12 protein-coding genes are annotated in these 14,075 nt (G+C 48.0%); 3 read left to right on the forward strand and 9 right to left on the reverse strand.

Annotated elements, in window-relative coordinates; all coding sequences use genetic code 11:
- Window positions 1-77 precede the first annotated feature (77 nt).
- The 8 genes from Q337_RS0111130 to Q337_RS17565 form a co-directional block, all read right to left on the reverse strand.
- A complete protein-coding gene (locus tag Q337_RS0111130) occupies window positions 78-1,457 on the reverse strand; it encodes an MATE family efflux transporter (protein WP_051526820.1) in 1,380 nt (459 codons plus the stop codon).
- 161 nt (window positions 1,458-1,618) lie between these two features.
- On the reverse strand, window positions 1,619-2,839 hold the full coding sequence (locus Q337_RS0111135) for a DUF445 domain-containing protein (RefSeq protein WP_211253613.1): 1,221 nt from the start codon (window positions 2,837-2,839) through the stop codon (window positions 1,619-1,621).
- Window positions 2,840-3,019: 180 nt separating this feature from the next.
- Window positions 3,020-4,327, reverse strand: a complete 1,308-nt coding sequence (locus Q337_RS0111140; protein ID WP_026471651.1) for a DUF445 domain-containing protein — start codon at window positions 4,325-4,327, stop codon at window positions 3,020-3,022.
- A 122-nt stretch (window positions 4,328-4,449) separates the two neighbouring features.
- Entirely contained in the window at window positions 4,450-4,791 is a 342-nt protein-coding gene (locus Q337_RS0111145; RefSeq protein WP_026471652.1) for a hypothetical protein, read from the reverse strand.
- Between the two features lie 86 nt (window positions 4,792-4,877).
- A complete protein-coding gene (gene phoR, locus Q337_RS17560; RefSeq protein ID WP_051526821.1) occupies window positions 4,878-6,248 on the reverse strand; it encodes a phosphate regulon sensor histidine kinase PhoR in 1,371 nt (456 codons plus the stop codon).
- Window positions 6,249-6,315: 67 nt separating this feature from the next.
- Window positions 6,316-7,023: a phosphate regulon transcriptional regulator PhoB gene (gene phoB / locus Q337_RS0111155; protein WP_026471653.1), complete on the reverse strand. Its 708-nt coding sequence runs from the start codon at window positions 7,021-7,023 to the stop codon at window positions 6,316-6,318.
- A 242-nt stretch (window positions 7,024-7,265) separates the two neighbouring features.
- Window positions 7,266-8,012 carry a TetR/AcrR family transcriptional regulator gene (locus Q337_RS0111160; protein WP_084494821.1) on the reverse strand — a complete coding sequence of 249 codons (747 nt, stop codon included), beginning with the start codon at window positions 8,010-8,012 and terminating at the stop codon, window positions 7,266-7,268.
- A gap of 381 nt (window positions 8,013-8,393) precedes the next feature.
- On the reverse strand, window positions 8,394-9,863 hold the full coding sequence (locus tag Q337_RS17565; protein ID WP_051526822.1) for an iron-containing redox enzyme family protein: 1,470 nt from the start codon (window positions 9,861-9,863) through the stop codon (window positions 8,394-8,396).
- Window positions 9,864-10,042: 179 nt separating this feature from the next.
- On the opposite strand from Q337_RS17565, the gene Q337_RS0111170 reads away from it, so the two are divergent.
- The 3 genes from Q337_RS0111170 to Q337_RS0111180 all read left to right on the forward strand — a co-directional run bounded on the left by Q337_RS0111170 (window position 10,043) and on the right by Q337_RS0111180 (window position 13,311).
- Window positions 10,043-11,014 (forward strand): methyltransferase, encoded by a 972-nt coding sequence (locus Q337_RS0111170; RefSeq protein WP_026471655.1) that lies wholly within the window; start codon window positions 10,043-10,045, stop codon window positions 11,012-11,014.
- Window positions 11,015-11,276: 262 nt separating this feature from the next.
- Window positions 11,277-12,119 carry an SDR family NAD(P)-dependent oxidoreductase gene (locus Q337_RS0111175; protein WP_026471656.1) on the forward strand — a complete coding sequence of 281 codons (843 nt, stop codon included), beginning with the start codon at window positions 11,277-11,279 and terminating at the stop codon, window positions 12,117-12,119.
- A 598-nt stretch (window positions 12,120-12,717) separates the two neighbouring features.
- On the forward strand, window positions 12,718-13,311 hold the full coding sequence (locus Q337_RS0111180; RefSeq protein WP_026471657.1) for a TetR/AcrR family transcriptional regulator: 594 nt from the start codon (window positions 12,718-12,720) through the stop codon (window positions 13,309-13,311).
- Between the two features lie 54 nt (window positions 13,312-13,365).
- On the opposite strand, the gene Q337_RS0111185 is transcribed toward Q337_RS0111180, so the two are convergent.
- Window positions 13,366-14,019 (reverse strand): SPOR domain-containing protein, encoded by a 654-nt coding sequence (locus Q337_RS0111185; protein ID WP_026471658.1) that lies wholly within the window; start codon window positions 14,017-14,019, stop codon window positions 13,366-13,368.
- Window positions 14,020-14,075: the final 56 nt, after the last annotated feature.

The following is a 14,075-nucleotide window of genomic DNA, read 5'->3' on the forward strand; positions in this document are numbered from 1 at the left end:
TGAAATTTTCAGCATGGCAAAGCGCAAAAATCCCAAAACAATGCATTTGTTTAAAAATAAATGGGGAAATCCAGGCTTTAAATCAAGCGCTGCACGGTTTTTTTCTTCCACACCAACCGATAAAACCCGGTTTGCAGGATGCACATCAGGGTAAACGCCAGCGCATAGGCAAACCAGATACCCTGCAAGCCATACCAGTGGCTAAACAGCACCGCGCAAGGCAATTCAACCAGTACAATACAACCCACGCTAATCAGCATGGGTAGCAAGACAGTACCACTGGCGCGCATGATGCCTGCAAAAATCGAACCGGCACCAAATAGTAAAATGCTCCATAGCACAATGTGCAGCAGTTGCTGGCCCAGTTCAATCACACTGGGATCGGTAATAAACAAAGCCATCAGATGCCGTGAAAACACATAAGCCAGTACAATCAGCACGCCAGTAAAGGCCAGATTCATGATGAGTGCGGTACGGGTCACACAATTCAGGGCTTCATCCTTGCCGGCACCAATGGCTTGCGCCGCAAAAATAGAACCAGCAATGGCAATGGACATGGCTGGAAACTGCACATAGCTCAAGACCTGATTGATGGCCCCGTAGGCTGCTGTAGCCTGTGCGCCATAGTGATTGACCAGTCCAATAATCACAATGCCGGAAATAGAGCTGGTGACCATTTGCAGGGCGGTGGGCAGGCCAAGGCGCAGGATCAGCTTGGTAATTGGCCAGTCAAAGCGAATATGTGCAATCAGCTGCGCATCGGGTGCCAGCGGATGCTGCTTATGGCGCATATAAAAAAACAGATACGTCAGCACGACCAAAAAGCCCACAATGGTGGCAATGGCAGGCGCCTGAATGCCCATTTGCGGCAGGCCCACCCAGCCCTTGATCAAGGCCGGCGTGGTAACAAGTCCGACAATAATGGACAGTACCATGGTAATCATCGGTGTGATGGAATCACCTACGCCGCGCATCAGTGAGGTATAGACGATAAAAACAAACAGTAGCGGGCTACCCAGCAGCATCAGGCGTGAATAGTCAGCCGCCAGTGGTATAATTTCCGCTGGTACGCCCAGCAGGTTGAGCGCCTGATGGGTAAAGCTGACCCCAACAATGGCAATCACGATGCCCAGAGACATCACCAGTGCCAGTGTATTGCCGGTAATTTGCTTGACTTTCTCGACGTCATGCGCGCCCCACGCCTGACCAATCAGCACACTGGCGCCTGCTGCGAGACCAATCACAAAAGACAGCAGGAAAAACAGGATGGGAAAAAACACGGCTACCGCAGCCACCGCATTGACACCCAGCAACTGTCCCACAAAAATGGTGTTAATGGTGCCAGACAGTGACTGCAAGATATTGGTGATCAGCAGCGGCACCAGAAATAATAAAAATGGTTTCCAGAGCGTGGATACCGAGGATAAGTGCTGGATGGATAAGGGACGGCTGGGCACGGAATAATTACGCCTAAGATCAGTTTAAGGAATCATGAAAACTGTTATAACAGGCTGACCCAACCTAAGTCATTACTAAATCACTATTTTATAACCAACTATCAGGCTGGCTTAACACAGCACTACAAAATCAAAAAGCTCTGATCAATTTTGGTACAGCATTACAGCATCAAATGAATCTGCATTTCGCCTATCAAAAAACCCAGTACCGCGCCCACAATAATCAGTGACCATTCATCTTCCTTGAACGCCGGGCGCAACATGCCTTCAAACTCTTCCGGCGTCAGTTGCTGCATGCGGGTCACCAGCGTGTTGCGCACATCCATGGCATCTTCGGCATAGGATTCCACATGCTTCATGGTTTCCGGCAATTGCGCCATAATGCGGGTGGCCACCTGTTCCTTGAGGCGCTGGTATTTTTCACCGCCCATGGCATATACCACCAACGGACGTACAATGCCGGCCTGTAAGTCAATTTCCTGTTTCACATGGCGGCTCACCAGTTCAATCACCCGCGCTGAGTGCGTACCGGAAAACAGCTCTTCCATCATGTTGCGCGAGGTCAGCAGTTGCTTGGAAATGAGGGCAGCATAATCGGCAGCCACTTCATTTTGTCGCTTGATAAACAAACCCTGAATGGTAAAGCCCATGATTTTTTTCGGGCGCAACGGCCTAAACATCATTTGCAGCGCAATCCAGTCACTAAAAAAACCGACAAAACCACCAAAGGCCGGCAGCATCCACGGTTGCTTGAACAGCACCCAGCACACCATTTGAACCACGCCAATGCCAAAACCAAAGAAAAACCCGGCATTGCTAAAAAACTTAAATTCCTGCTTGCCCACTTTTTTAAAAATATCATTGAGCAAGCGTTTGTCTTTGAGCAGATTGCTGATCACCATGTGCTTGATGTCAAAATAATGCACCACATCTTTTTGTACTTCGGTCATGATGTGTTCCACAATTTCCGGTGCCTTGGCCTGCACCCGGCGGATCAGGCGCTTGCGGGCAAATTCCGGCATGCCTTCCCACAGACCCGGCTGGTATTCCTGTGCCACTTCACGGGTAATTTCCGCTGCTGCCGCCATCATGGGCAGTTCAATTTCCTTGGCAATGCGCTTGGGGTCCAGCCGTGCAAAAATCTCCTCAGGGCGGATCAGCTTGCTGGTCATCAGCTCCACCGCCACAGTGGCCATTTTTTCAGCCTTGCGCGGCACAATGCCCTGCCAGCCAATCGGCAGGCCAAACAGCCGGATTCCCTTGAATTCCAGCGGCGCAAACATCATTTGAATGGCAATAACCTTGGTCACATAACCAATAAAGCCACTGATAAACGGAATGGACAGGTAAAGCCACAAATGCTGCTGGAAATCAGCAATGATTGACTGGAACATGCAGGTGAATCCTGATTATTGTTGCTGTGAAAATGAGCGAATTTTTATCAAAAACAATATAAAAACAGCTGGCCCGCTTTGACCTGAACGCATTATTGCCCATGCGTGCGCAGGCATTATCATCATTTTGATGAACACTGTCACATTTTAACGCTAAATATGACGGTTCTACATCGGAATATTTTCAACCAGCGCCCGGATTATTCCCAGAATCAGGCCAATGAATGCGCCCACCACCACGCCATTCACCCGGATCATGTGCAAATCGCCACCCACTTCGCTTTCAATCTTGGCAATCATTTCGCGTGAATCCCATTCATGGATGCGCTGGCTAATATAGCGGATGACCTTGTCGGCATAATCGGTACTAAAGGTTACTGCCAGTTTTTCAATTTCGCGGTTAAGCACCTGACGCACGTCCTGACTGGTTGTAATGTTTTTGCCCAGCCGGATAATGGCAGTTTTCAGGTTATGCGCAATGGCGGACTGCTCACTTTGCAAGTCGCCCTTAATGGCATCGCGTAAGATGACAATTGCCCCGGTTAAAAAGTTCACCACCGCCGGGCTGTCCAGCAGGGCATTCTTGGTGCTGTTGAGCTGTTGCGCAGCGGGTGATTCCGGGTCACGCAAGGCCAGCATCAGCTGTTGTGATTGCTGTTCCAGCCCAACGCGCAACGGATGTTCCGGGTTTTCCAGAATTTGCTCTACCTTTTGCATAAAGGCATTAATGATGCGGCGCTGTACGTCAATGCCTATCAGGCCAGCACCCCATGCCAGTGTGCCCACACCCAGCTCGTTAAACATGCGGCTGGCCAGTGCCCGGGCTTTTTCCGGATTGTTTTTTACCCAGACATGGGCCGTATCCAGCCCGCGTTGCAGCACATCCTCATGGAAGTCATTTTCCAGTACTGCACGGATCAGCTCGCTACTAAGGTGATGCATGTCGGTATTTTTGGCCCATTGCACGATATTTTTTTGCATGAACTCGCTAATGGTGTCCTGCCCAAAGAAATCCAGAATGCGCGGGGCAGTTTGCTGGAACAAATCGGTGATTTGCTGGGCATTGGCCGACTGGGCAAGCCAGTTACCCGCCATTAAAGTGACATCGGTACGTTGCAGCGACTGACGCACAATGTCCGGCGACAAAAAGTTTTCCTGCACAAAACGGCCCATGGATTCAGCAATGCGGGCCTTGTTGCGCGGAATGATCTCGGTGTGTTCACGCAGCAGGCGCGGCAGCGGCATCTTGCCAAACGGATTGCGGAACAGCACGGTAATGGCATACCAATCGGCAAGCCCACCCACCACACCAGCTTCAGCAGCCAGCATGAGAATATGCAGCAGCCAGGCATAGTCCGGCAAAAACTTCACCAGAATCAGCAAAATAATCCAGCAGCTTGCAGCAATGATCAGGGCCATCTGGGCCAGTGCACGGCTGCGGGCAAGCTGGGGAACGGCATGGCTGGTTTCGGTCATGGCAAGGCTTCACCGCAAAAATTCTGGAGTGTTGATTTTAGTTATAGAGGAACATAGTTTCCTTGGCAATATGCAAATTCTTTTTAGAATAATTGGTCAGATAATAACGCTTATAGGCAGGATCAAGCAGTCATTATTAGAGAGGCCGCACGCCACTGGCCATTTTCAAGCTGCCATTTTTCTTCAATGCTGATTTGAATGGACATTGAATAAACTATTCCTGTCACATGGTATTCTGTAGCACTGAGTTGATAAAATTGCAGGTCTTTTTCCAGTAAGCGTTCTGGTTGCCATTTGCTCTGTTTAACTAAATTTTTAATCTGCTGATAACGCAGATCGTTGTTAGTCATGTGATTGTTTTCCTGAACAAAAAACTCATCAGTTTCCAGCATCTCAAGCAATGCATGGTTGCCTGAATAATACGCTTCAATCCATTGATTCCGGGTATTTTTAAGTGTCTGCATGATTGTGCTCATTATTTTAATATCAAAAATTATAGACAGGATTAAATCACTTGCCTATACAAGATTTACGTTGTTAATGATCAGTTTTATTCCACCAGCCGGGACTGGGCAAATACTGCTTTAAAGATGGTGCCCTGACCGATTTTAGACTGGATATCCAGATAGCCTTCATGTTGCGCCAGTACGTGCTTGACAATTGCCAGCCCCAGTCCTGTGCCACCAGAATCACGGCTGCGCGCACTATCCACCCGGTAAAAGCGTTCGGTGAGGCGTGGAATATGATAGGCCTCAATACCAATGCCGTTGTCTTCTACATAAAAATAGCCATGTTCCTGATCTGACGACCAGCCAATATGAATGACGCCGCCCTTGGGGGTGTATTTAATAGCATTGGTAATCAGGTTGCTAAAGGCACTGGCAATTTCCAGCTTTGATCCCAGCAGGTTGCAATGGCTTTCAATATGCAGATTCAGGGTATGGCCATAGTCGCTGTTATAGGCTTGCGCATCATCAAACAATTCATTGAGCAGGGATGCCATGTGGATTACCTGATCCTTGTTGGTCAGTTCCTCATTTTCCAGACGTGACAGCAGTAGCAAGTCATTAACCAAGGCATTCATGCGCCGGGTTTGCTGCTGCATTTGCTTGAAGGCGCGTTGCCAGCGTGCACTGACATCCTGCTGCTCACCGAGCATTTCCAGATAGCCACTAATCACCGTTAATGGCGTGCGCAGCTCATGCGACACATTGGCCACAAAGTCCTTGCGCATTTGTTCCAGCCGGTGCAAATGGGTAATGTCATAGGCCAGCAGCAAGAATTCATGGTCACCGAATGGGGTCACTTCACACTGGATAAAATGCTGCGGTTTTACCCAGGAATCCAGCTTGATTCCATTCGGATAGTCATGCAGGTTTTCAAAATAATGGGCAAATTCCGGGTCCCGGATAATATTGAGTACCGGACGCTGCACATCCACGGCTTTTAAGCCCAATACTTGTTCGGCAGCCGGATTCCACCATTCCAGATGCTGCTTGCTGTCAATCAGTACCACAGCATCCTGTAATGCAGAGATCGAGGTTTGTGCGCGGGCAATGGTATTGATCAGCTCGGTCTTGGCCTGCTTTTCCTGACGCTGGTAGCGATACAGCAAATACAGGATTTCGCCCAGCACACCAGACAGCTCGGGCGGGTTTTGCTCGGGCTGAAAACGGATCCAGTAATAAATCTGGTAAAACGCGCGAAACTGCAAACCAATAAACAGCACCAGTGCAATCACCAGACAGGGCCACAGCGCATGGCTCAGCAAGCCAATCACGGCAGCAATAATAAGCAGAACCAGACACAGCCGCAGGTCTTTCACCAGATCACGCCAGATGGGCAGGGTGTTAAGGGGAAGACGTTGCGGTGGCAGGTTTTTCAGGTTAAAACGCTTGAAGTTAAGGCTTTTAAGATTCATGCAGGATGTGTTCTGGCCCTAGGGTATTCGCTTGCTTATGCAAGGTATTATAAAGATCTATAGCCTATCAGGTGTATTGATCGGTACGGGTGGAAAAACGGTAGCCTGTACCGCGCACGGTTTGCACAAAACGCTCTACGCCATACGGTTCCAGAATCTTGCGCAGGCGACGGATATGCACATCAATGGTACGGTCTTCAATATACACATTGCCGCCCCACACCTGATCCAAGAGTTGCGCACGGGTATAGGCCCGTTCCGGATGGGTCATAAAAAATGCCAGCAGCCGGTATTCGGTAGGGCCAATATCAATGATTTTGTCCTGATAGCTTACACGCTGACTGACCGGGTCCAGCAGTAAATCTTCGGCTTCAATCAATTTTTCATTGTTCAGTGCATTGCTGCGGCGCAATACGGCCTTGATGCGTGATACCAGCTCGCGGGTGGAAAACGGCTTGGTCATGTAATCATCGGCACCGGCATCCAGACCCTGCACCTTGTGGTCTTCCTCGCCCCGTGCAGTCAGCATGATCACTGGAATTTCGGCCAGTGTTTCATCGCGCTTAAGGCGGCGGCACAAATCCACGCCACTGGTGCCGCCGGGCAGCATCCAGTCCAGCAGGATAATGCAGGGACGCTGGTCTACAATCATCTGGTGTGCCTGTTTGGCATCACCGGCCTGCTGACAGCTAAAGTCAGACATTTCCAGTGCGGTGTGAATCATCTCGCGGATTGGTGATTCATCATCCACGATTAAAATATAATCATCTTTCATTGTTATGCCCTTATTGGAACCACCTGTGTTCGATTCCGCTATGCTAATTTTGCTATGGATCATGCAGCGATTAATAAAGCCACCTGATGGGTTCAGGGTTTAGGCTTGTGATATGACAGTCCTATTACAAAGGCAAAAGATGACAGTTTTATTGCAAAAATCCCCATTTGCCTGAAATAAGCCATTTTTTAGCAAAATAAAGCACAGGTATACGCCAATCCCGCAGGGCAATATGGCTCGAATTACTCCTGCGGTTCCTTTTCCATCCACTGCAATATGGACAAATAGGCCACTTGACAGGCTGCCAGTACCTGCGGCAGTGGCTCACGAAAGCCACCAATCACCCAGCGCATGGCAATGTGGGTGACAAAACCATTTAAGCCAGTAGACAATAGCGACAGGTCAGCCTTGGGCACTGGTTTCTTGGGAAACATCAGCATCATAAAAGCCTGAATCATGCGATCAAAGCGGGATACAGCTTCACTAATGGTGTTGCCATGCATTTCATGCACTAAAATCGCATCAATAAACAGGATACGGGCCATGCGTGGATCATCCTGCAGAGACTTGAACATGGCGGTTAAGCCTGCCTCAATCATCAGGCGTGCTTCAGCCTTGCTTTGCATCACCGCTGCCAGAATATTTTGCTGCAGCTGTTCAATCAGGCGCAAATAAATGGTCTTAAATAACTCTTCACTGCGCTTGAATGACTCATAAAAGTAGCGTTCGGTCAGCTTGGCCTCATTGCAGACATCACGCACGGTCACCGAAAAAAAGCCTTGTGTACCATACACCTGCAAGCCTGCTTCAATCAGCTTTTCACGCCGCTCATTCTGGCGCTGCTCCAGACTCAGGCCCTTAAAACTGCGGCGCTTGCTCACACTGCGGCTGCCGGGTTTTTTGCTGGCCGGCTTTGCTGGCGTGCCTTTATCTTGATCATCGGGCACAGTGTCTGGCTGATCCGTTGTATCGGATTGGGCTAGTGGCATGGGAGGCAGGGTGTTTTCCGTAACAGGCACAACAGGTGAAGTGCCTTGCGGTTTGGATTGATCATCAGTCATTGTCTTGGTGCTGGTCTCTGGCAACACGAGGTTGAATAGGCAATTCAGCATGCCATATTCTGCCCGGACTGTCATCTTTCTCAATAAATGCCAGATTTTGTGTGAAAGTACGCCGCTTAAAAAGCATTAAGAAAATACTTTTAGCAGAAAAATTAAGACAGCTATGCACATATAACGCTACAGTTAAACGTCTTTAGCCATGCATCCATATGCAAAAGCCGCAATTCCCTTGAAATACCCGAAGATCAGGTGGGAATTGCGACCAAGTCATTGACCCTGTCAGGCTTAAACTATTCAGGCTAAAACCAGTCAGGATTGAACCGGCAAATTGGCTTCCTGATTAAGCAGACCAACAAACTGCCGGGTGGCCCATAAGCCCACCACACTGGTGTGTAATGATGGCGCAAGGTATGGGATTAACAGGTAAAACGCCTGTTCAGAGTTATCGCGTTCTACCAGTTTTTGCGCGAGATCGGCCAGATCAGCATTTTTACTGTTGAGCGCCTGCTGAATAGTCAGGGTTTGTGATGGCGCAATCTCGACATGGCGATGCACTGCCCGATAACGGCGAATGCGTGGCGCCTCAGGGCTGTTAAGCCAGTCACCAGCAATCCAGTCATAGATAATTTGTTGTTCGGCATTGCTAAATACACCAAACATGACTGCTTTTTCACCATGAATCAGGTGCCAGAAGCGGCTGTTTTCCGGATTTTCATGGCGCTTGATCCAGCCTGCTTCTTCCAGTACGTCAATAAAGCGGCCCATGTCATCGCTGTTGGACAGCCATTCATTAATCGAATGGCCTGCCAGACGGCAATAATTACCATGGGCAAACTGGCCAACTACTGCCTTATGTTTGAATACATCGGTAATGGCTTCTTTAAGATCAATTCTCTGAATGATTTGTTCAGTGCCCATGCCCAGATTATTAAGCATATAACCGCGTCGGATGCGCTGATAAAACTCGTCGCGTTCCTTAAATAACGGCAGCATGGCATACACGGCTTCAACCGCCTGCTGGGCATGGCCATTGTGCGCATTATCTACAGTCACATGCAGGCTAAAATAATAAGGGTCAATGCCCAGTTCATCCAGCTCATAAGTGGTAATCAGCAAATGCAGTGGCATTTGTTCATAACCCAGATTAAAGCCAATCACTTCCGGCATAAAATCCTGACCCAGCAAACCCAGCGCCAGCTGAATGCAGCCCTGATGATAATATTCATCCGGCAAATTTGTAGCCAGTGGAATACCTTCTTTTGACATCAGTTGCTGATAGAGCAATACATGGTTCTGGGCGGATAGGCCATTGCCCAGCTCATCCAGATAGGTGCGAATTAACTGGTGGCAATTGATGTCATGCCAGGATTGCAAGGTGCCGTATAGCCATGAACCATCCACGCGCTTAGTGGGTTCAACATGCTGTAAAAACAGTAAGGCTTCGCTCTTGTTGGCAAAATAGCGACGTGGCGCGCCCTGCTTGCGGGATTTTAAATATTGCTGGTAGGCATAGCCGGTACGCTCGGTATGCTGCTGCATCCATTGTGGTAAATCTTCCGGGTTTTCCGGCAGGTCACAATGCTGTTTGGCCACCCAGCCCAGTTGCTGCTGCAAAAAGGCCTTGGCCTGACGAATGGTGGACGCCCCGGGATAAGCCTGTAAAAAATTCTGATAAAACTGACGATAGGTTTGAGGTTGTGCTGCATCTGCCTGTGGCACGTTGCCGGGCAACTTCCCCAAAAAGAAATGATTCAAAATATTCTTTTGCAAAGCTAGCATCTTGTTGTTCCTACTACAATTCCTGAACATGATTACAGCTTTATTTTTAAAAATAGGGTGTAAAGTTTTGTGGTACAGACTCAGCAATATCAGTGTTGCTGTTACGTTTAATACCCGGCAGTTTGATCGTGCTTAACGGTTTCCCTTTTAAAAATCATGCCTTAACAGGAAAAAAGCAGATGAACCAGATGCAGGCCTTACAACATAGTGTCACGGGACTACAACAGGATGTAAGGCAATTTTTACACTGGCTACAAAGCCAGGATTATCAGTTCACCACCATTAGCCCCACCAGTCATACTGCCTATCTTAAACGCAGTGGCAAAACTCAGGCAGCCAATTTAACTGATGTTTTTGGCTGGTCGTTGCCATTTAAATCCAGCCTGCTGCCAGATTTTATTTTTAGATTATTGCTCAATAACCAATTGCTTACCCAAAAGCAAAATTTATGGTGCAGCCAGATTCGGGTGTCCAGCCTGAATAGTCATTTGCTGGTGCATTCCGCCTATCCCACGGCAGAGGAAAATGCGGTGTTTTTTGGGCCAGACACCTATCGTTTTATTTATGCCCTGCAACATCACCTCAACCAGCATCGGCCTGCCATTACACGGGCTATTGAGCTATGTAGCGGAGCAGCACCTGCCACCATCAGTCTGGCCCATTATGCCCCCAAAGCCGAGATTTTTGCGGCTGATATTAACCCGCTGGCGCTGACCTATGGCGCGATTAACAGCAGTTTGAACGGCGCCGAACAGGTACAGGCCGTGCATAGCAATTTGTTGCAGCAGGTAGAGGGACAGTTTGACCTGATTACCGCCAATCCGCCTTATCTGGTAGATCGGCACCAGCGTTTGTACCGGCATGGCGGTGAGTTGCTGGGTGCTGAACTGGCGCTAAATATTGTGAAGCAATCTCTGCCACGGCTTAGCTTGCATGGCACCTTGCTGCTTTACACTGGGGTAGTGATTGCGCATGGCAAGGATTTGTTGCAACAGGCTGTGCAGCAGCATCTGGCAGGGTTTGGCTCGAAATTTTCCTTTAATTATCAGCTCATTGATCCCGATATTTTTGCTGACGAACTCAATGAACAGGATTATCCGGGTGCGGAACGAATTGCAGCCGTGGTTCTGACCATTAGCCGCAATACCTGAGCAGTCTAAATTGCCTGAAAAACAGTCTAAAAACCAGCCTGCTTTATAGCAAGCCTTGTCCATGCAGGGCTGACTGCTAAAACTGATGGCGGCATGACTGGTTTTGAAAATTTCTGCCATCGACAGCCCGCAGTAATCTATTACCCTTGCAGATCATTGGCGCATAATATTTATTGACAATAGGTATTGTCAAAATTATAGTGCTTAACCATGTAGCAGGTTTTCTTCGACACCGTGTACGGTTTAACCAGGAAAGTTCAGTATGAAAGATTTTAACAATAAAGTGGCGGCCATTACTGGCGCAGGTTCAGGGATTGGTCAGCAGCTTGCCATATTACTGGCCAAACAGGGCGCACACCTGTCCTTGAGCGATATCAACGAGCAGGGACTGGCTAAAACCGTTGAGCTGGTCAGCAGCTACCCGGTTAAAGTCACCACGACCAAGCTGGACGTATCCAGCCGTGACGGGATCAAGGCCTGGGCTGAACAAACTGTACAGGATCATGGCAAGGTAAACCTGATTTTCAACAATGCTGGCGTTGCGCTAGGCAGTACTGTTGAAGGCATGAGCTATGAAGAACTGGAATGGCTGATGGGCATTAACTTCTGGGGTGTGGTATATGGCACCAAAGAATTTTTACCCCATCTGAAAGCCAGCGGTGACGGCCACATCATTAATATTTCCAGCCTGTTTGGCCTGACTGCCCAGCCAACCCAAAGTGCTTACAATGCCAGTAAATTTGCCGTACGTGGCTTTACCGAAGCCTTGCGTCAGGAGCTGGACATTCAAAACAATGGCGTGAGTGCTACCTGTGTGCATCCGGGCGGTATCCGTACCAACATTGCCAATGCAGCACGCATGAACGACAGTATTCGTAGCCTGGGCATGAACCCGGAAAAAGCTGGTAAGCAGTTTAACAAGCTGCTGCGTACGCCACCTGAAGAAGCCGCGCGCCAGATTCTGGAAGCAGTTCGCAATAATGACCGACGCCTGCTGATTGGTAATGATGCCAAAGTACTGGAACTGATCCAGCGTATCATGCCAGCTGGCTATCAAAAGGTGGTGGCATTTGGGACTAAGCTGCAACAGCGTGGTGCCAAGTAAGGCTTGAATCAGCAAAATTTGAATCAGCTTTGAAATACAGCTAACACCGGTTGAAGCAGGGCTAAACCAGTGTAAATAAAAAAAGGCAGCATAGCTTAGTATGCTGCCTTTTTACATTAACATTCATGCGCGGTGACAGCCATAGAAGCCCTGTTAAGCCAGTCTTCTAAGACCAAATGCCAATGTTGAGCAGACAGTGTTGTGGTTAAAATCATATTTTTAACAGGCATTAGGATAAAAACTGCTCATAACTGTTAAGTTTTACTCAAACAGTTCAAAAAAAATTAAATTAAAGTAAAAAATTAAGCAATTGAGCATTTAAACTATTGTCATAGGTGATTTATAAGTTGAATATATATTCGCTTTTTGCTTGATATACTTCTTCAAGTAACAAAGGGGAAAAGATCAATTAAACTGATCTGATTTCAAATGCTTGAAAATTAGGTGGGTTGAGGCGTTAAACATTATGACAAGTGTCGATGATAAAAGTAGATGCTTGCATATCTGTCAATCAAGCCAGTTAATCAAATAGCGAGTCATTCAAATCAGTGGTGACTTAAAGCACTACTGATTTAAATAACTAGGGAGGGTTATTGTTATGCGCAAGCAGCCACAGCAAAAACGGGCCAGAGAACTGGTCAACCGGATTTTAAAAGCCACTGAAAACTATATTGGCTTGCATGGTCTTGAAGACTTAACGACTCCCAAGATTTCTGAACATTCTGGTATTAGCGTTGGGTCTATTTACCAGTATTTCAGCAATAAGCAGGAAATTATTGAAAGCCTGCTGGAATATAAAAGCCACGAGCTTGGACAGGATTTTAAGCAGTTTGTGCTGTGTCACAGTTTTCCGGATTTAAAAAGCATGATTACGGCCAGTATTGATTTTGGCTTCGAACAGCTCCAGGCCAACAATGGCTATTACCTTGAAATTCTGCGTCACTGGCACAGCTTAAATGGCCAAAAATCCATACAAATTCTGCAAACGCATTTTTCAGAACTATGCATGTACATTCTAGGCAAGTTTTATACCGGACAACATCCGGAACGTCTGGAGCTTAAGGTATTTATTGTGGTCAACAGCACAATCCAAACCATCATGAGCTATTGCTCGCAGGGCATCAATAAATATAGTGAACAGGACATCAAGCAGGAGCTGACCGAGATGATTACAGGCTATCTGGAAAAATAAAAAAGCTGACTAAAACACAGCCAGCTTTTTAAATAGGGTATTACGTGGTTTGATTTACTTGCGTTGTTCCACCACCAGTGAATCAATCCCGCTGTTTTGCAGCAGGCTTTGGGCATTCAAGGCTTCGGCGCGGTTGGCAAATGGCCCGGAAACTACCCGGAACCAGGTTGAACCATCGGCCAGCGTGCTTTGACGCACATCGGCAGGCAAGCCTACCAGCAGGATTTCAGCGCGTCGTGCGTCGGCATCATCCGGATTCTGGTAGCTGTTCACTTGCAGAATATACTGTGGCAGGGTGGCCGTGGTGATTTCTACCGGGTCACTGTGATCCGCATTAATATCATCTGGGACAGTGGGCTCAACAGCAGGGGTACTGGGCGTTGCAACAATGATATTGTCCGCCGCGTTGTTGGGATTGGCAGGTACGGCTTCATCCGGCACAGGCGTGACTTGTTGCTTGGGCAGCAAATCGTAGAACTGGTAGTCCTTGTTGGTTTCATCCGCACTGGATTCGGTCGATGTTGTCCGGGTCGCGTCAATGGGCCGATTGGCAGGACGCCAGGGTTGCCATAAATACAGCAGCACCATAATAAACAGCCCCAACAGCATGCCAAAAATCATCCATAACCATCCGGGGATCAATTTCTGGTTGCTGGGTTCTTTAACCGGTGGACGCTGGGTCGCGCCCCGTGGAGCTTTGCCAAACACAGTCTATTCCTCAATGAACAACTATTTTTCTAACCCAAAATCGGGATTTCTGGTCT

The sequence above is a fragment of the Alkanindiges illinoisensis DSM 15370 genome (assembly GCF_000619845.1).
Taxonomy (GTDB): Bacteria; Pseudomonadota; Gammaproteobacteria; order Pseudomonadales; family Moraxellaceae; genus Alkanindiges; species Alkanindiges illinoisensis.